At 47.0% G+C, this 18,690-nt stretch carries 15 protein-coding genes; 10 read left to right on the top strand and 5 right to left on the bottom strand.

Annotated features, from left to right (window positions below):
- Positions 1-49: 49 nt before the first annotated feature.
- From D7322_RS06820 to D7322_RS06810, 3 genes are read left to right on the top strand one after another with little or no spacing between them, the layout of a single operon-like run.
- Entirely contained in the window at positions 50-1,129 is a 1,080-nt protein-coding gene (locus D7322_RS06820; RefSeq protein ID WP_121122783.1) for an efflux RND transporter periplasmic adaptor subunit, read from the top strand.
- 15 nt (positions 1,130-1,144) lie between these two features.
- Positions 1,145-4,306 carry an efflux RND transporter permease subunit gene (locus D7322_RS06815; protein WP_121122556.1) on the top strand — a complete coding sequence of 1,054 codons (3,162 nt, stop codon included), beginning with the start codon at positions 1,145-1,147 and terminating at the stop codon, positions 4,304-4,306.
- A complete protein-coding gene (locus tag D7322_RS06810; protein ID WP_121122554.1) occupies positions 4,299-5,738 on the top strand; it encodes a TolC family protein in 1,440 nt (479 codons plus the stop codon). The genes D7322_RS06815 and D7322_RS06810 overlap by 8 nt, the downstream gene beginning before the upstream one ends.
- A 64-nt stretch (positions 5,739-5,802) precedes the next feature.
- On the opposite strand, the gene D7322_RS06805 is transcribed toward D7322_RS06810, so the two are convergent.
- On the bottom strand, positions 5,803-6,267 hold the full coding sequence (locus D7322_RS06805) for a PepSY-like domain-containing protein (protein ID WP_147430308.1): 465 nt from the start codon (positions 6,265-6,267) through the stop codon (positions 5,803-5,805).
- 217 nt (positions 6,268-6,484) lie between these two features.
- Between D7322_RS06805 and D7322_RS06800 the strand changes: the two genes are divergently transcribed.
- From D7322_RS06800 to D7322_RS06770, 7 genes are all read left to right on the top strand, one after another.
- Complete coding sequence (locus tag D7322_RS06800) at positions 6,485-6,877, top strand: DoxX family protein (protein WP_121122550.1); 393 nt, start codon at positions 6,485-6,487, stop codon at positions 6,875-6,877.
- Between the two features lie 13 nt (positions 6,878-6,890).
- Positions 6,891-7,388 (top strand): DinB family protein, encoded by a 498-nt coding sequence (locus D7322_RS06795; protein ID WP_121122548.1) that lies wholly within the window; start codon positions 6,891-6,893, stop codon positions 7,386-7,388.
- A gap of 233 nt (positions 7,389-7,621) precedes the next feature.
- On the top strand, positions 7,622-8,302 hold the full coding sequence (locus D7322_RS06790) for a response regulator transcription factor (RefSeq protein WP_121122546.1): 681 nt from the start codon (positions 7,622-7,624) through the stop codon (positions 8,300-8,302).
- Between the two features lie 2 nt (positions 8,303-8,304).
- Positions 8,305-9,651, top strand: a complete 1,347-nt coding sequence (locus D7322_RS06785) for a sensor histidine kinase (protein ID WP_121122544.1) — start codon at positions 8,305-8,307, stop codon at positions 9,649-9,651.
- Positions 9,652-9,741: 90 nt separating this feature from the next.
- Positions 9,742-11,016: a TolC family protein gene (locus D7322_RS06780; RefSeq protein ID WP_147430307.1), complete on the top strand. Its 1,275-nt coding sequence runs from the start codon at positions 9,742-9,744 to the stop codon at positions 11,014-11,016.
- Entirely contained in the window at positions 11,013-12,119 is a 1,107-nt protein-coding gene (locus D7322_RS06775) for an efflux RND transporter periplasmic adaptor subunit (protein WP_121122540.1), read from the top strand. The genes D7322_RS06780 and D7322_RS06775 overlap by 4 nt, the downstream gene beginning before the upstream one ends.
- A gap of 1 nt (position 12,120) precedes the next feature.
- Complete coding sequence (locus D7322_RS06770; RefSeq protein WP_121122538.1) at positions 12,121-15,216, top strand: efflux RND transporter permease subunit; 3,096 nt, start codon at positions 12,121-12,123, stop codon at positions 15,214-15,216.
- A gap of 142 nt (positions 15,217-15,358) precedes the next feature.
- Here D7322_RS06770 and D7322_RS06765 read toward each other — a convergent pair whose 3' ends face one another.
- The 4 genes from D7322_RS06765 to D7322_RS06750 form a co-directional block, all read right to left on the bottom strand.
- A complete protein-coding gene (locus D7322_RS06765; RefSeq protein WP_121122536.1) occupies positions 15,359-16,351 on the bottom strand; it encodes an ABC transporter permease in 993 nt (330 codons plus the stop codon).
- Positions 16,314-17,309, bottom strand: coding sequence for an ABC transporter ATP-binding protein (locus D7322_RS06760; RefSeq protein WP_121122534.1), 996 nt, complete (start codon positions 17,307-17,309; stop codon positions 16,314-16,316). The genes D7322_RS06765 and D7322_RS06760 overlap by 38 nt, the downstream gene beginning before the upstream one ends.
- A 24-nt stretch (positions 17,310-17,333) precedes the next feature.
- Complete coding sequence (locus tag D7322_RS06755) at positions 17,334-18,188, bottom strand: COG1470 family protein (RefSeq protein ID WP_121122532.1); 855 nt, start codon at positions 18,186-18,188, stop codon at positions 17,334-17,336.
- A gap of 211 nt (positions 18,189-18,399) precedes the next feature.
- Positions 18,400-18,690, bottom strand: coding sequence for a hypothetical protein (locus tag D7322_RS06750; RefSeq protein ID WP_121122530.1), 291 nt, complete (start codon positions 18,688-18,690; stop codon positions 18,400-18,402).

The following is an 18,690-nucleotide window of genomic DNA, read 5'->3' as shown; positions in this document are numbered from 1 at the left end:
GTCACACTATTGTTCAAATTTTTCAAAAATTATTAAAAAATATACGATCATGAAAAGCTTCATGTATATCAGCCTGTGTTTTATTGTGCTATCAACGAGCTGTCAGTCTGAAAAAAAGGAAAAGAAGGAAACCGCAGTTTTCAACGTGACAACACCGCTGGTGAAAGACACCATTGTCAATAAAGAGTATGTTGCCCAGATCCGTTCGATCAACCATATTGAACTGCGTGCGCAGGAAAAGGGCTACATCCAGTCCATATTTGTGGATGAAGGACAGTTTGTACAAAAAGGACAGCCGCTCTTTAAAATTATGCCCAACCTCTATGAGTCCGATGTCAACCGCGCAAAAGCAGAGGTCAAATATGCTGAAATCGAATATCAAAATACCAAAAATCTCTCTGAAAAAGATATCGTTGCACCCCAGGAAACTGAGATGGCCAAAGCAAAATATGAGAAAGCCAAGGCCGAACTGGCGTCGATGAACACCCACCTCAAATTTACGGATATCGCCGCCCCATTCTCGGGTATCGTCGGTAAACTACATGTGCGCAAGGGGAGCCTGGTGGACGAGGGGGAATTGATCACCGAACTCTCCGACAATAGCAAAATGTGGGTATACTTCAATGTGCCGGAAGTGGAATACCTCAATCAGATGGAAGCCAGGAAGGACAACAGTCCCATGCATGTCCGCCTGAACATGGCCAACGGCAAGGAATTTGGTCAGGAAGGTATTGTTGAAACGATCGAATCGGACTTCAACAATGAAACGGGAAATATTGCTTATCGGGCCACGTTCCCAAATCCAAAGGGTTTATTGCGCTTTGGGGAGACGGGAAATATCGTCATTACCTCTCCTTATGTGAATGCGATGATGATCCCCCAGAAAGCTACATTTGAGGAGCTTGAAAAGAAATATGTATATGTCATCACAAAAGATAATAAAGTAAAAGCAAGAGAAATAAAGGTTGCTGCCGAACTGCCTCATATCTATGTTGTCTCTTCGGGCCTGAACAAGGATGAAAAGATTCTGCTGAACGGTCTTCGCATGGTACAGGAAAATCAGACCATTGAAGCAAGGTACCAGACCCCGGAGAAAGTCATGTCAAACCTGGATTTATATGCAGAGTAATTAAAACGCAGCATTATGTTTAAAAAAGTAATTCATCGACCGGTATTTGCTATTGTCATATCGGTTGTCATTCTATTTATCGGGGGACTGGCGATCAAGCAGCTTCCCACCGAACAATTTCCGAAGATCGCACCGACCACGGTAGCGGTTTCCATTGCCTATCCCGGCGCCAGTGCGGATGTGTTGGTCAAATCTTCGCTGATTACCTTAGAAAATGCCATCAATGGGGTGCAGGGCATGCGTTACATCGCTACAGACGCAACCAGTGCCGGCGAGGCCACCGTCAACGTGATCTTTGATCCGGGAACGGATCCCAACGATGCGGTGGTGCTGGTCAAAACCAGGGTGGATCAGGTGATGCCCCTCCTGCCTGAACTGGTGCAAAAGGAGGGGGTGATCGTCAATCCGATCCAGCCCAGTATGTTGATGTATGTCAACCTGTACAGCAGCAGCAAGAGTATGGACGAAAAGTTTCTGTACAACTACGCCACGGTTAATATCATTCCCGAAATCAACCGGATCCATGGAATCGCCAAATCTCAGATCTTGGGTAGCCGGCGTTATGCCATGCGGATCTGGTTAAATCCCGACCGTATGCGGGCCTACAACTTATCGGTGGATGAGGTGATGAAAGCGATCGGGGAACAAAGTATCATCGGCCGGCCGGGCCGGCTGGGACAGAGCTCGGGTATCGCTGCCCAGTCTCTGGAGTATGTATTGACGTATAAAGGACAGTACAATCAACCCGAAGAGTACGAAAATATTATAGTTCGCGCGAATTCGGAAGGGGAGAATATCAAACTCAAAGATGTCGGTAAAGTCGAACTGGGCAGTGAATTTTTTGATATCTACTCCAATCTGGACGGACATCCTTCGGCTTCCATTGTGCTCAAACAGAATTATGGGAGCAATGCCAATGATGTCATCAAAGATGTCAAAGCGAAGCTGGCAGAGATGAAGGGCAATTTCCCTCCGGGCATAGACTATAAGATCAGCTATGATGTATCGCAGTTTTTGGATGCCTCGATCGAACAGGTAATGCATACCCTGCGCGATGCCTTTATCCTGGTAGCCATTGTGGTGTTTATTTTTCTTGGTGACTGGCGCTCTACCCTGATCCCGATCATTGCGGTGCCAGTGTCGTTAATAGGTACATTCTTTGTCATCCAGTGGTTCGGCATGTCGATCAATTTGGTCACCCTGTTTGCACTCGTTCTGGCGATCGGAATTGTGGTGGACAATGCCATTGTCGTGATCGAAGCCGTGCACGCCAAGATGGAGGAGAGCACGATCTCACCTTACAGTGCCGTCAAGGAAGTGATGGCCGAAATTGCAGGTGCGATCATCGCCATCACGGCGGTCATGGTGGCGGTATTTATTCCGATTTCTTTTATGACAGGCCCCGTGGGGACGTTCTACCGTCAGTTTTCAATTACCATGGCGAGTTCCATTGTGATATCGGCCGTGGTGGCACTGACACTCACGCCGGTGCTCGCAGCGATGCTGCTGAAAAATAACCATGGAAAGCCCAAAAAATCCAATCTATTTACCAAATCGCTCGATGCCTTTAACCGCACTTTCGATAGGTTAACGGGGTCTTATGCTTCCTTTCTCCGGAAAATCGCCAGCCGTAGGGTCATCACCTGGGGGATTTTAATCGCCTTCTGTGTGGGAACTTTCCTGATCAATAAAACGCTTCCGGGAGGTTTTATTCCGAGTGAGGATCAGGGAACGATCTATGCCATTATCCAGACGCCACCTGGATCGACACTCGAACAGACCAATAAACTTTCCAGAGAGCTCCAGAAGATCTGTCAGGGTGTGGATGGGGTCGAGTCTGTCTCTTCCCTCGCTGGTTATGAGATCATGACGGAAGGCCGTGGTTCGAATGCCGGGACCTGTCTGATCAACCTGAAGACCTGGAGTGAGCGCGAGCATGGTGTGAAAGAGATCATGGAGGAGCTTGAAGAAAAGTCAAAAAACCTCGGGGCAACCGTAGAGTTTTTCGAACCGCCGGCAGTGCCCGGTTTCGGTTCTTCGGGAGGTTTCTCCATGCGCTTACTCGATTTGAATAGAACTACAGACTACCAGGATTTCGATAAGGTCAACAAAGCTTTTATTGCTGAACTGAAAAAACGCAAGGAGCTGACCGGTGTCTTCACCTTCTTTGCTGCCAATTACCCGCAATATGAATTGGTGTTCGACAATAATGCCGCCATGCAAAAAGGGGTCTCCATCGGTAAAGCCATGGACAACCTCAATATCCTGATCGGCAGTACCTACGAACAGGGCTTTATCCGCTTTGGCCAATTTTTCAAAGTGTATGTGCAGTCATCACCCGAATTTAGAAGGCTGCCTTCGGATATCTTGAACCTGTATGTCAAAAATGACCATGATCAGATGGTGCCTTATTCGGCCTTCATGACCTTGAAAAAAACACAGGGGCCCAATGAGATCACGCGTTACAATATGTACAACTCTGCTGCGATCCGCGGGCTCCCGGCTAATGGCTACACAACGGCCGATGCCATTCAGGCGATCAACGAAACTGCCCTTGCTACCTTGCCGCATGGCTATAAAGTGGCCTGGGAGGGATTGTCCTATGACGAGGCACAGCGTGGAAATGAAGCGATTTACGTCTTCCTGGTCGTATTGGTCTTTGTCTACCTGGTATTAGCCGCGCAATACGAGAGTTTTATCATTCCCTTTGCGGTATTGTTGTCACTGCCGGTCGGGGTGTTTGGTTCATTTTTCCTATTGAAAGCCATGGGCCTGGAGAACGACATCTATGCACAGGTCGGTTTGATCATGATCATCGGTTTATTGGGTAAAAATGCCGTACTGATCGTCGAATTCGCCGTCAAGCGCCGCCAGGCTGGGGATTCGATCCTAGAAGCGGCCATCGAGGGCTCACGGGCACGGTTCAGACCGATTCTGATGACTTCCTTTGCCTTTATTGCCGGACTCGTACCGCTGGTCTTTGCAAGTGGTGCCGGAGCCATTGGAAACCATACCATCGGTGCTTCTGCATTGGGCGGTATGCTTGTCGGAACAATCTTTGGCGTGATCGTCATTCCGGGACTCTACTACATATTTGCAAAATTGGCCGACGGAAGAAAGATGATCCAATCCGAAGACGATTCACCTTTAAGCGAAGACATGATACATTATGAATAAGAATAGAATATATCAATATACGGGTTTCGCACTTTTCTTGCTTAGTTTTGCGGCCTGCAAACCCTTGGAAATACAACAACGTGCCGAAAACAGAACGGTACCGGAACAATATGGGGGAGCACACGGCGACTCCTTAAATACGGGAAAAATTAAATGGAACAGTTATTTCAATGATCCCCATTTACAGGGGCTAATCGGTCTGGCACTGGCCAACAATCAGGAGCTCCATATTATGCTCCAGGAAATCGAGATGGCCAAAAATGAAGTCAGTGCCAAAAAGGGGGAATATTTACCTTCGGTAGGCGTCAAGGTAGGTGCCGGTGTGGACAAAGTGAGCCGATACACCAATATCGGCGCGATGGAGAAGAATACGGAAATCGAACCGGGAAGGGAAATGCCTGAGCCGCTGTTTGATTTTGGCGTCGGTGTACAGGCCAAGTGGGAAACGGATATCTGGGGCAAACTGCATAATGCGACCAAAGCACAGCTGCAGCGCTATTTTGCCAGCGTCGAAGGGAAGAACTTTATGGTGACGCACCTGATCTCCGAAATTGCGGATGCGTATTATGAGCTCCTGGCCCTGGATAATGAGCTGCTGGTCATCAATGAGAATGTGAAGATCCAAAATGATGCCCTCACGGTAGTCAATGACCTGAAAAAGAATGCCCGGTCCAATAAGCTCGCAGTCAAAAGATTCGAGGCGCAGATCCTGAAAACACAGGGCATGCAATATGATATCAAACAGCAAATAACCGAAACAGAAAACAGGATCAATTACCTGGTTGGACGTTTTCCGCAGCCGGTGGAAAGGGATCACGAAGCTTTTGACAAGCTTGTTCCACAAACTGTCTACACGGGTATCCCTGCTGATCTGCTGGAAAATAGACCGGATATCAAGCAGGCGGAATATGAACTGGCGGCTTCCAAACTGGATATCAAATCGGCGAAAGCACGTTTTTATCCTTCCTTGGATATTGCTGCCGGTGTGGGCTTGCAGGCTTTTGATCCGACCTATCTCATTAAGCCGGAGTCTTTTCTGACATCGCTCGTCGGCGAACTGACTGCTCCCCTGATCAACAAGAGGGCGATCAAAGCGGCGTATTACAATGCCAGCGCAAGACAGGTGCAGGCGGTATATCATTATGAGCAAACTATACTGGGGGCTTATATCGAAGTGGCCAACCAGCTTTCCAAAATTAAAAACCTGGAGAATGGGCTGGCAATCAAGACCCGGGAGGTGGATGCGCTCAAAGAATCCATAGACATCTCCAATGATCTGTTTAAATATGCGCGGGCGGATTACATGGAGGTGTTGCTGACGCAACGCGATGCCTTGGAATCCAAATTTGAACTGGTGGAAAAGAAAGCCAGTCAGCTCAAAGCCAGTGTCGCGATATATAGATCTCTTGGCGGCGGCTGGGATCGTCAATAATATAATTTTTGTTTTTTACTTGTTAGGGACTTATCGTATGGTAAGTCCCTTTTTTGTCTGACATTTAATCATCGAGACCAATGAAAGCTCCCTCGGTGGTAAATTTTAAATCCAGGTCATTGGACAAGTCGATTTGGTAACCATAGGGTTCTTTGTCAATCCCTTCGATAAATAGGGGAGCAGGGTATTGCTTGGTGACATAGTCCAATATGGGTGCAGGAATTAATGCATCGGGTAGTTTTTGATTATTCCCGTCGATATCGGTCCAGTTGCCATCTTTGTCCAGGTCGATCTCGATGCCGCTGGTCAACCTCACCTCATACAGGGTACCATCAGTATCAGGTAGGTTTTTGCGGGTGACGCTGGCGACAGCATTGCTTCCAAAATAGGATTCAAGAATTGCTTTGCCTGCCTGCGGCAATTCGGCATAGCTAGTCGCTGTCTCAATCGGATCATCCTTGTCACATGCCGTAAATGTCAATGCGCTGCCTGTCATCAGGACAGCGGCTAACCAGGTTAATTTCTTCATGTTTGCTATTTTACTAAGTTCTATTACATCTGTTGTTGACTTCTTTTTTGTCGTCCAGGCTGTCTTAAGCTTGGAAACAGAAAACGCCACAGGGTAAAGTTTCAGATAGATTCTGGAAACATTTGGGAAAGAAGGGAATTGTCGGGGTTGTTTTTCGAAACGTGGGTAACTGGTGCAAACTATTTTTGCCCTGTACTGTCTTCTATTAAAAAAGATTATGGAAAAATCTTATCTTCAAACGGTCGCCCGCTATGGCTTAGGTGCTTTTTTAATCGTGGCAGGAATCGGGCACCTCACTTTTGCCCGAAAGGAATTTCAGGCGCAGGTGCCGGATTGGGTACCGATCTCTAAAGACGATACGGTGGTTTATTCCGGTTTTGCTGAAATTGCCCTGGGCAGTGCCCTGATTTTGGCAAAGGGCAAACAGCGCTCAAAGGTCGGTAAAATTGCGGCTGCTTTTTTTGTTGCCGTGTTTCCTGGAAATATCGCTCAGTATCAAAACCAGCGTGATGGTTTTGGATTAGATACCGACACAAAGCGGCTCGCCCGTTTGTTTTTTCAACCGGTATTGATCGCTTGGGCATTAAAAAGTACATGTAAAAGAAAATAGGATACTGAAACTGATGGAAAATTTAGAAATATGGATGCGTGGACCAATCGCCGGGATTCCGGATCTCTTGCAGCCGGTGGCACATGCATTAATGCAAGCGGGGGAGGATACGGCAAAATATACCCGGCAGCTATCGCCTGAGCAGCTTTGGGCGCGTCCCTGTGGAAATGCCAGTGTCGGATTTCACCTGCTGCATATCCGCGGTGTGATCGACCGCATGTTTACTTATGCGGCAGGGCAATCGCTTTCCGCAGAACAGTTTGATTATCTCCGACAGGAAAGCATCGTGGATATGGAGCTGGATGTGGTTGCTTTGGTCCAAAACTTACGGCTGCAGATCGAAAAGGCCTTACAAATCTTAGCTTCTGTTGATCCCGGCACGTTGACCGAGGAGCGTTTTCTGGGGCGCAAGCGCATTCCAACAACGTTGATCGGCCTGCTGTTTCATGCTGCCGAACATGCACAACGCCATGTCGGACAATTGCTGGTCACCGCGCGCTGTCTGAAATAAGAGCTTCGCGAGCAGACTTGGAATGCCCCGATTTGTGTGGGTTGTTAGCCCTGTATAGGCATCAGCAATACCTGTCATGCGTGGTGACAGATGCCCGTGATGTAAATCAATGCGTTAATATGGGGTAATAGAAGGCCCTGAACTGTCTAAGGATTAATTTGTAAATTCGTATACTTGTAAGATTCCGGCGGGAATTCGTAGCAATATACCCCCGTGTCAAATAAACTGAGTATATGCAGATACTATTGGTTGAAGACGATCGTCGTATAAGTAGCTTTGTGATTAAAGGGCTCGAGGAACTTGGGCACCAGGTCATTTTGGCAGAATCAGCTGAAGCTGCACGGGAATGGACCAATGTGGAGTCTCTAGATATCGTGGTGCTGGATATTATGTTGCCCGGCATTGATGGGATCCAGTTTACGAAGATGCTGCGCTACCGCAAAAACCATATTCCAATTTTAATTATCAGTGCGCTGGGCGAAATAGATGATAAGGTGGAAGCTCTGGATAGCGGTGCCGATGATTATCTCGTCAAACCTTTTTCGTTTAAGGAGCTGGTGAGCCGCATCAAAGCTTTGGTCCGTAGGGAAAACTATAAAATGACGGCAAATGAAGGCAGCATCGCAATTCGGGATCTGAAAGTGGATCTGGACCGATACGAAGTCCATAAGGGGGACCAACCGGTCGATCTCTCGCCAAAAGAATTTAAGCTGTTTAAATTTCTGATCGAAAACCGCAATAAGACCCTTTCGCGTACGGCGATACTGCAGGCCGTCTGGGGGATCGATTTTGATAATAACACAAATGTCGTGGACGTGTATGTTTCTTATCTGCGTGGTAAAATTGATGATGGAGCTGATATATCCCTGATCAAAACGGTCAAAGGGGTAGGGTATATGCTCAAAACGGATTGACCATGAATTTAAAGACAAGACTTACACTTTTTACTTCGTTGGTCTTCACGATCATTTTTGGGCTTGCAACGGTGGTTATCTACTGGATTTTTTACAACTCATCCGAACGACATCTGATCAGCTCGCTTGAGAAAAATGCCAAGATAGCGGGAATCTATTACCTGGAGGCGGATGAACAGAGTCCGCTAAAGCACCAGGAATCTAAAAACCAATATGAGAGCCTGGTCAAACGGGCCATGGTGGCTGTCTATAATGCGGATGGTCAAGTGAATTATGGGGGTATGCGAAATGACAGTCAAATCGATCAACATCTGCTGACCCGGCTAAAATCGGAGAAAACAATTTATTTTAAAACAGACGATAGCTTTTATTTTGGCTTGTATTATCCCGATAACCAAGGTGATTTTTTTGTCTTTGTGAAGGAGTCAAATGCGGATTTCGACCATCAGTTAAACCGCCTGTTATTTACGCTTATTATGGTGTTTCTTGTGGCATTGATCAGTATTGTCTTGCTATCGGTCTGGCTGAGCAAATATGCCTATCTCCCCATTCGCAAGGTGATTGCGGAAATTCGCGATAAGGATTTAAATACGATCCAGGAGCCCCTGACGGTCATCAGGACGAAGGATGAATTACAGGATCTGATCGAAAGTTACAATGCACTCCTGCGTCGGATCAGTGAAAATATGATTATCCGAAAGAATTTTGTGAGCTATGTCTCCCATGAGTTTCGTACACCTTTGGCCGGTATTCTGGGATCCATGGAGGTTTTTGGAACAAAAGCACGCAGTCAGCAAGAGTATCAGGAGCTGGCGGCGACCATTACCGAACATGTGAATTTTCTGAATCACCTGATCGGCAATTTTCTATTGCTGACAGAAGACCAGGCGCTGAAACGTTCCATGGAGGTCTTTCGCATAGACGAAGTAGTGTGGGAACTGGTGCCTAAGTTTGCCCGAACATTTACCGTACCCTTGAAAGTAGATCTACAGGTGGACGACCCGCAGTATTTTAATTTCCGTGGCAATCGGATGCTCATTACCCTGTCGATCTCCAACTTGGTTGAAAATGCGCTCAAATATGCGGATGGAAAGGAAGTACTGGTACAACTGCTGGCTCTCAATGGACGCTTATCCCTGCAGATCGTAGATCATGGAATTGGTATCCCCGCGGCCGAGCTCGAGGCCGTGAAGCAGACCTTTTACCGTGGATCGAATGTCGGCAATGTAAAGGGGAGTGGCATAGGGCTCTCTTTCGCACAGATTGTCTTTAAAGACCAGGGGGTAGCCTTTGATATTTATTCAGATGATAGGGGAACGAGGGTATCGCTGCTCTTTCCAAAATTCTAATCTTTCTCTAATCTTTTCTAACCAAACTTTAATTTAGGCTAAAGTTGTCTGTAATCCCTCACGCTTAGTTTTGTGGAAATACAAAATAAAGTGAGAAAAATAGGTATAGTATTCATTATTCTTCTTGGGCTGAACAGCAAACTATGTGCACAGGAAGTGGCTGAAAACCGCTTGCAAAAATCGGAGATAGAAGAGGTATTCCTAGTGCATAACTTAAGCTTGATGGCACAGCGTTTTCAGCTAAAGCAGGCTGAGGCTGCGGTATTGCAGGCGAAATTATGGCCCAACCCCAATATTTCAGTCAGTGAGGTCAATCTCTGGAAAAACTCTTCCAGCGAATCCCTGCCTGCTCTGATCGGAAACTATGGGCGACACCAACAGGTGCAGATCGAACTGGAGCAGACGATTGAACTGGCCGGCAAAAGAAAAAAGCGAGTACAGCTGCAGCTTCTGGAGAAGCAGAATGCGCAACTTCAGTTTGAGGAATTGCTGCGAAATCTGAAATATGACCTCCGAAGCCAATGCCTGGACTTACAGGTGCTCCAGGAGAAAGAACGGCTGTACGCCAATCAGGTCGATATCTTCCATAAGCTGGCACAATCGTACCAAAACCAATGGAAAGCAGGCAATGTCAGCGAAATGGACTACCTCAGGATCCAGAGCGAGACGATCGCCTTTGGTAATAAATTGAATGAAATCCAGCAGGAGAAAATTGCAAAAATGAACGATGTTGCACGCTATCTCGGGGCGAAAGGCAAGGTGCTTTCCATTGCGGACACATTAGGTAGTCCTGCTTTTATTGCAAACAGACGAGACGAATGGAAAATCATGGCGCTGGATAATCGCAGCGATTATAAAATCATCCACAATGAATTTAAGAAAGGCCAGGCCCAGCTGGACATAGAGAAAGCAGAACGGGTGCCGGATCTGAAGGTCTCCCTGAATTATGACCGGGGTGGTAACATTATGCGCGATTTTGTGGGGGTGGGCGTGGCCATGGATCTGCCGTTGTTTAATAGAAACCAGGGAAACATCAGGGTCGCCACGTTGGAACTGGAAAAGAACAAGGTTGAAATCGAGCAGTTCCGCATCGATATTGAGCGGGAGATCGATTTTCTTTCATCGCGTCTCAGCAATCTGGAAGCGAGTTTGAAATCTACAGACAATGGATTTGACGGTCAGCTGGATGTGGCCCTGGAACGCTATGTCCGCAATTTTCAGGAACGCAGGCTGACCATTGTTGAATTTATAGACTTTATCAATAATTATATGGAAAATAAAGAATCACTATTGGAGCGAAGGGCTAAATACTTACAGTACAGGGAGGAACTAACCTATTTAGTTGGAAAGGATATCGTTCAATGAAAGCTAATTTTTTATTGCTGTTGATGCTTTTGTCTATTTGTCTACTTCCGGGCTGTCAGTCAACACAAAAGGAGGAGCAACAGGCTGTTGGCACTACAGGTTTTTGCCTAAATGAGGATTTCAAACGCCATATTAAAATTGATTCGATCCAAAAGCGGGATGTGTCCGAACAGATTGCCCTCAACGGTGCAATCCAATACAACCAGGATGAACTCGCAGCCTTAAAGAGTCCAATCCAGGGCATGGTACAGGCTGTCGCTGTCAATATGGGCGACTATGTCGAAAAGGGGCAGCTGCTGGTAACGCTCAAGGGGACTTCGGTCAATGATCTGAGCAAGGAACTCCGTGAGCTGGAAAACAGTAAGCGCCTGGCGGAAAGCAAAGTGAATAGTATGCGCAGCATGCTCCAGGATGGGATGGCCTCACAGCGGGAGCTGGAAGAGCTGGAAAGTGAACTGAAAGCAGTGCAGATTGGGATCCAATATGTGAAAGCCAATATGAAACTGTTGAACGGTTCATCGGAAGATGGTGTTTTTTATATCCGCGCACCCAAAGCGGGTTATATCGTCGATAAAAAGGTGAGCCCGGGAATGACGGTGGGTGACGATACGGACTTAGTGTCCATCAGCAACCTGAATGAGGTCTGGGTAACGGTAAATATTTATGCAAATAACTTGCCCTACGTCAAAAATGGGGCGCATGTAAAGATCACGACCCTGGCTTATAAAGGCGAATATTTTGAAGGCTATATTGACCAGGTGGCCAACTTTTTTGATCCCGAAGAGCGTGTGGTCAAAGCGCGGGTCAAGCTGCTCAACAAGGATTTAAGACTAAAACCGGGTATGAGCGTGGATGTTTTGGTCGAGAAAGGGACCGCAGGGCAGAAGCAACCCTTGCTGGCAATACCTAAAGATGCGGTTATCTTGCATAACAACCAGAATTATGTGGTGATCTATAAAAGCGACTGTGACCTGTCCGTAAAAGCTGTCGATATCATTTCGGAAAATGAAAGTTACGCCTTTGTCGAAACAGGATTGGAGGCGGGAGACCGCGTGCTGACCGAAAATGAACTGATTGTATTTGACGAATTGATGAATAGATAGGATGAAGAAAGTTGTACAAAATATCGTTTCATTTTCACTGAAACATTCACTGGTGGTGCTGTTTTTTACGCTGGCCTTATTGTTCGGCGGAATTTATGCGTACCTGCATACACCGATTGAAGCTTTCCCGGATGTGACCAATACACGCGTTCGGATCATCACGCAATGGCCGGGGCGCAGTGCCGAAGAAATTGAGAAATTCGTTACGCTGCCCGTCACCAAGGAGATGAATACCATCCCGAAAAAGACGGATGTTCGGTCCATCTCGCTTTTTGGGCTGTCTGTCGTGACGGTGCAATTTGAGGATGCTGTGGAAGACTTCTACGCACAGCAGTATGCGGGTAATAAGATGCGCTCCATTGATCTGCCGGAAGGGGCCGAAAGCTCCATCGAACCACCTTCGGGGGCCACAGGGGAAATCTTCCGCTATGTGATCAAGAGCAACCTTCCGATCAAGGAGGTCTCTGCGATTCAGGACTGGGTGATCGAACGGGAACTCGTCGGGGTGCCGGGGGTAGCGGATGTCGTGAGCTTTGGTGGTGAGGAAAAGATTTATGAAATAAAGATCAATCCAACGGAACTGGCCAACTACAACCTTTCACCATTGGATGTGTATGAAGCGGTATCGCGCTCCAATATCAATGTGGGGGGAGATGTGATACAAAAAGGTAACCAGGCTTATGTCGTGCGTGGTGTGGGACTGCTGGATAAAATAGATGATATTGGCAATATTTTGATCAAAGTGGTGGGCAACACGCCCATTTTGGTCAAGCATGTGGCTGAAATAGAATTGGGTGCCAAGCCGCGGCTGGGGCAGGTGGGGCTCAATGAGGACGATGATCTGGTACAGGGCATCGTCATTATGCTCCGGGGTGAAAACCCATCGGCGGTAGTAACGCGGCTGAAAGAAAAAATTGAGGAATTGAACGGCCGTATCTTGCCGGAAAATGTCAAGATTGAACCGGTCATCGACCGCACAAAATTGGTGAACAACACCGTGCATACCGTGTCAAAAAACCTGATTGAGGGGGTTATCCTGGTGTCAGTCATCGTCTTTATCTTTTTGAACAACTGGAAAACGACTTTTATTGTCGCCTCAGTGATTCCATTGGCCTTTCTGTTTGCGATTATCTTATTGAAAATTCAAGGGCTGCCGGCGAATCTGATTTCCATGGGGGCACTGGACTTTGGGTTGCTGCTCGAAGGGACGCTGGTCATCGTGGAGACGGTTTTTGTCTCCCTGGAAAAGGAGGCGCACCGGCTTGGCACGGCCCGCTTCAACAAGGTATCCAAACTGGGGATCATTAAAAAAAGCGCGGGTTCGGTGGCGGGGTATATCTTTTTTGCCTTACTGATACTGATTGTCGCACTGACACCGATTTTCTCTTTTCAAAAGGTGGAAGGAAAGATGTTTTCACCTTTGGCTTTTACCCTTGGCTATGCCCTGCTGGGCTCCCTGGTCCTGAGTCTGACCTATGTGCCTGCAATGTGTAAGTATCTGCTGAAGACGAATATCAAAGAGGATGAAAATAAAATAACCAGGGTCAGCCGAAAGGTAATTTTTAGTGGGTTCAAAAAGGCTTTTGATCATCCGAAATGGACCTTGGCACTTTTTGGACTGGTGCTGGTTGTTTGTATGGTGCGCTTTAGCCATTACGGTTCGGAATTCCTGCCCAAGCTCAACGAAGGTGCCATTTATGTCCGTGCGACCTTGCCTAATAGTGTCAACCTGGAGGAATCGGTCAAGTTGACAAAAACAATGAAAACCAAATTGATTAAGCAGTTTGATGAGATTGATTTTATTATGACGCAGACGGGCCGGCCCAATGACGGAACGGATCCGACCGGATTTTTTAATATCGAATTTAACATTGAACTGAAACCCGAAGGGGAGTGGAAGCGGAAGATACCCAAGGAAAAATTGATCGCTCAGATGCGGGATAGCCTACAGACCTTTCCGGGGATTAATTTTGGGTTCAGCCAGCCGATTCAGGATAATGTGGAGGAATACGTGGCCGGTGTGAAAAGCCCGCTGGTAATCAAGATTTTTGGTGAAAATCTGCAGGATCTGGAAAATAAAGCAAATAGCTTTGCCCAATCGCTTAAGAAGGTGGATGGCGTCACGGATGTGAATGTGTTCAAAAATATAGGCTTACCAGAACTACGGATTCAGCTGCACGATTCGAAGATGGCAAAATATGGTGTGTCCACCAAGGATGTGCAGTCGGTCATTGAGATGACGATCGGGGGGCAGTCCGTGACGCACTTTTACGATAATGAGCGCATCTTTGATGTGCGCCTGCGCTTTCAGAAACAGTATCGGGACAGCCCCGAAAAGATCGGAAACATCATTATCCCGACGATGAACGACCAGAAGGTACCGCTGCGGGAAATCGCAACCATCGACTATCACACTGGACCGGCATTTATCTATCGCGACGGAAATTCCCGTTACATCGGTGTCGGATTTAATATTGAAGGCAGGGATCTGGGCAGTACCATCGCAGATGCGAAAAAACAGGTCGCGGCTGACGTTAAGTTGCCCAAGTCATACAAGGTTGTCTGGGCCGGTGAGTTTGAAAGCAAGGAAAGGGCCACCAAACAGCTGATGAACGTGGTACCGGTTTCCCTGTTATTGATCTTGCTCTTGCTCTACGCCAATTTTGGCAATCTTAAAGATACGCTGATCTCCTCCCTGACGCTTGCCTTTGCATTTATCGGCGGGTTTGTTTCCCTGTGGATGACGGGGACGACATTCGGGATCTCGGCGGGTATCGGTTTTATTATTCTATTTGGCGTGGCAACGATCGATGGAATTGTCTTAATAGGCGTCATGAAGGAAAACCTGCTGCACAAGATGGGCTTGAAACCTGCTATTTATGAAGCGGTAAAAAGCCGGATCAGACCGATCTTAATGATTGCACTCATGGGGGCAATGGGTTTATTGCCTGCAGCACTGTCCAATGGCATGGGATCTGAAATCCAGAAACCCTTGGCCATTATGATTGTCGGTGGATTGATTATCTGTATGATCCTTTCCTTTTCCATTCTGCCCATCGTATTCTACTTGGCTTACAAAAAGGAAAATAAAGATTAAGTACCCATTTTTTATTCATTATATACTTGACAAAGGTTGCCTGTCCTATCGGACAGTGCAGCCTTTGTTATTTTTTTAGAGCAGGATCCCCGCCTGGTTGGCTTAGGCAAGTTATGCAATCAATCGGATCCCGTAGCGCTATTTAGCTCCGTATTTCTCTTCGCATAAAAATATAATAGGACCAGGCAAAACAGATCATCATGGCGGCTGTGAGTCCGCTTACCTGCGGCCAGACCATCAAGAAACTTTCCCGGAACGAGAGCGGTGAAGGAATGGCGCCCACCATCTGTTCCATGGCAATAGGACCAAGGCTGCGTACCGAAGGCATCAGCAGGGTCGTCGTGGCATCGGTATAAAGCTGGCTTGGTGATAGCCGAAGAAGATTTAGGATCAGTTCATTGTAAGCTAGGTACTCCTGTTCTGAGATATAATTCGGATTCGGCAAGAAAGGTCGGATCGCCAGATTGACCAGGATCGGAAAAAATACGGTGAAAAATAACCAGATCCCGATTGCCGTAAGCGCCGAAGTGGCCGGCTGACGAAAGCGTATCGACAACAGGATGGCCAGGCTCAGCCAGAAGGCTACATACAGTACACTAATTAAAGTAAATCCGAGGATACGAAGCAGTTCCTGTGGCTCGATCCTTACGCCGGTGCCGAGCAGACCACCACCGATCATCAGTAGTACGAGTGCAATAAATAAAGTGCCTACAACAATCAGCGGGGCCAAAAACTTGGCAAACAGCAGATTGTCGCGGTAGATGGGCTGGGCCATCAGACGAGTGAGCGTACCATTGTTGTACTCCGCATTGATGGCATCAAAACCGAGTGCGATGCCCAGCAAAGGGGCCAGGAAATTCAGAAATACATGGAAAGGAGGAATCGAGTTGTCCGTTGTGGTCAGCAGCTTGAGGTACAGAAACGACTGGTCTGGATCACGCATATTGCTGACAGCGTCTTTTAGGCCCATGCTCGAAACGTATAAGGAGGCCCCAAAAGTGAGCACGATAAGCAGGATCAATATGTTAAAACGCCAGCTGCGGATATGTGCGGCGATTTCTTTGCTGACCAATACCTGCATCGCGGCCGCGGGGTGGCTATTGATATCTTTTGAAGAAACCGTTGGATTTTTCATGTGCAGTTTTTGTTGTTATGCTATTCTCAAAATATGTGTTATAGATATCGTCGAGCTTATAATCGTTACGGCTCACAGCGACGACATTTGCTCCGCTATTTACAAGCAGGCGCACAGCAGCAGCAGTGACATCGGCATCGGTTTGCAGCTCTATCGAATAGCCGGTTACGGTAAGCTTGCGGAATCCGGGCAGGGTTTTTAACGCTTCTTCAAAGCGTGCCATATCGCCCGGGGCTTCCAGCGTGATCGCTGTGGTGACACCTTCCTGCTGCTGCAGGTTGTGGGCCAGGTGCTCGATCGATCCTTCGACCAGCAGCTTTCCGCCGACAAAGATGCCCACGCGGTCGCACACCCGTTGTACCTGGTGCAGATGGTGTGAAGAGAGCAGTACCGTGAGATTATGCTCTTTGCTGAGCCGCTTGATAAGTTCCAGAAATTCGTCGACACCTTTGGGGTCGATACCGAGGGTAGGCTCGTCCAAAATGGCAACTTCAGGTGTTTTGATCAGCACTTCGGCCAAGCCTAGGCGCTGTTTCATCCCACGGGAAAAGGCACCTGTTTTTTTATGCATCTCCTGTTCGAGACCCACGACATGCAGCATATCTTTGGCGCAGGCCTGTGCATAGGATTTTGTAAGCCCGTTTAACTCGGCAATAAAACAGAGGTTTTCCAATGCGGTCATCTCGGGATAGAAGCCCACGTTGTCTGGTAGATAGCCCACTTTGCGTTTGACAGCTATCGGATTGCGGGTGGCATTATGGCCACAGACATAGGCCGTACCAGCCGTGGGTTCGGTCAGGCCAAGCATCATCAGAATGCTGGTCGTCTTGCCGGCACCATTGGGTCCGAGTAGGCCAAAGATTTCTCCGGGATAAATCTGCAGGTCCAACTTGTCTACGGCGATTACTTTGCCATAGCTTTTGGTCAGACCCGTCAGTTGAATGATAGGATCCTTCATAATGATAATCTTTATGTGTCCCCCTTATCTACGTCCGTATTTGCGGATGAGGTAATACACCAAACCAATGGCCAATACGATGACCAGCATGCCAATCCAACCCGATAACAGGGAGGTCTTGACGATCATGCGGAACGAAATGTCAGCATTGCTGTTGGACGATTTGATCTCGAATTTGGCCGCATAGTCACCGGCGATAGTCTTGTCGGGAACCTTTAGGTTGACTTTAACGTCTACGGATTTGCCTGCTTCCAGCTGTTTGATCGTGGTGGGGTTAAAGGTGGCTTCCCATCTACTGGGTAGCTGTGAACTGAGGTCCAATGTGTTTAGGGGGAGTGTGCCCGTGTTTTTGACTTTAAGCAGAATTTCCTTGCTGCTGCCGGATACGACCTCGTCGCTGAGTCTTCCACTTGGTGTGGTCAGCTCAAGTGCATAAGAGCCCTTGACGACTGCTTCCAGATCGAGTTGTAGGGTATCTTGTGAAGATATAGCTCTTACCGGAATTTTATATTTATCGGGCTTAGCAGTGATGGGGCAACTGATTTCAATGCTGATTTCCTGTACTTTATTGGGCTGCATCTGTAGGGAAGTCACTTGTGACCCTTCTACGCGGTAGCTAATCTGCCATCCGTCGGGTAGCTGTGCATTCAAGTTGTAGTTGACTAATTGAGCAGATCCATTGGTCAGGGTCGTCGTATAACGAAAAGGTTCATTGCTAGGGGCCTCAATATTGATCAACCTCGCTTCAAAACTGGATTTGAGCGGTTTTGCGGTTTGCCCCGATAGATAAAGGCTGTTTGCCAGCACAATAAGTGCGATAAAAAATGGCCTGAAAGAAAAATGTCGGTCTGTGTTTGTAATTAGTAATTTTGTTAACATGATCCAATAACTAAAATTTATATTTAAATAGAATATTAGCTTTTAAAAAATGTCGGTTTGCGGTATCAGGTACCTTTTTTGAAAAAACCGCTCCCAAATTAAAAATCAATTTGATAAAAATCAAGGGTGAAAGAAAAAACAATTGTAAAAAAAGTGTGCTTAAATGAACTTTAAGCCGATAATTTGTCCTGAATGCCAGAACGGACTGCCGTCAGTCGAAATTTACTGACCGGAAGGTCTTCTTGATGATGATCTTGGTGTTTTCTGCCAATTCATCCAGTGTACAGTGTATTGATCGTAATTGTGTCTTCGAAACCTCAGTGTCGTTCAGTAGAAGATTGATACGCAATCGTCGGATGTCCGAGGCTTGATGGTCACCAAGTAATTCATCAAATAATTCATGAATAATCTTTTCGCAGCTGTTCTGGTCAAAACTGGCGATAGTGATGTAACGTCCGTGGCAGTACATCTGTAATTCAATATAATAATTCGATGTTTTCAT

Source organism: Sphingobacterium puteale (assembly GCF_003627955.1).
GTDB classification, from domain to species: domain Bacteria; phylum Bacteroidota; class Bacteroidia; order Sphingobacteriales; family Sphingobacteriaceae; genus Sphingobacterium; species Sphingobacterium puteale.
The sequence above is the reverse complement of the archived record's forward strand: the minus strand, read 5'-3'. Positions and strand labels throughout refer to the sequence as shown.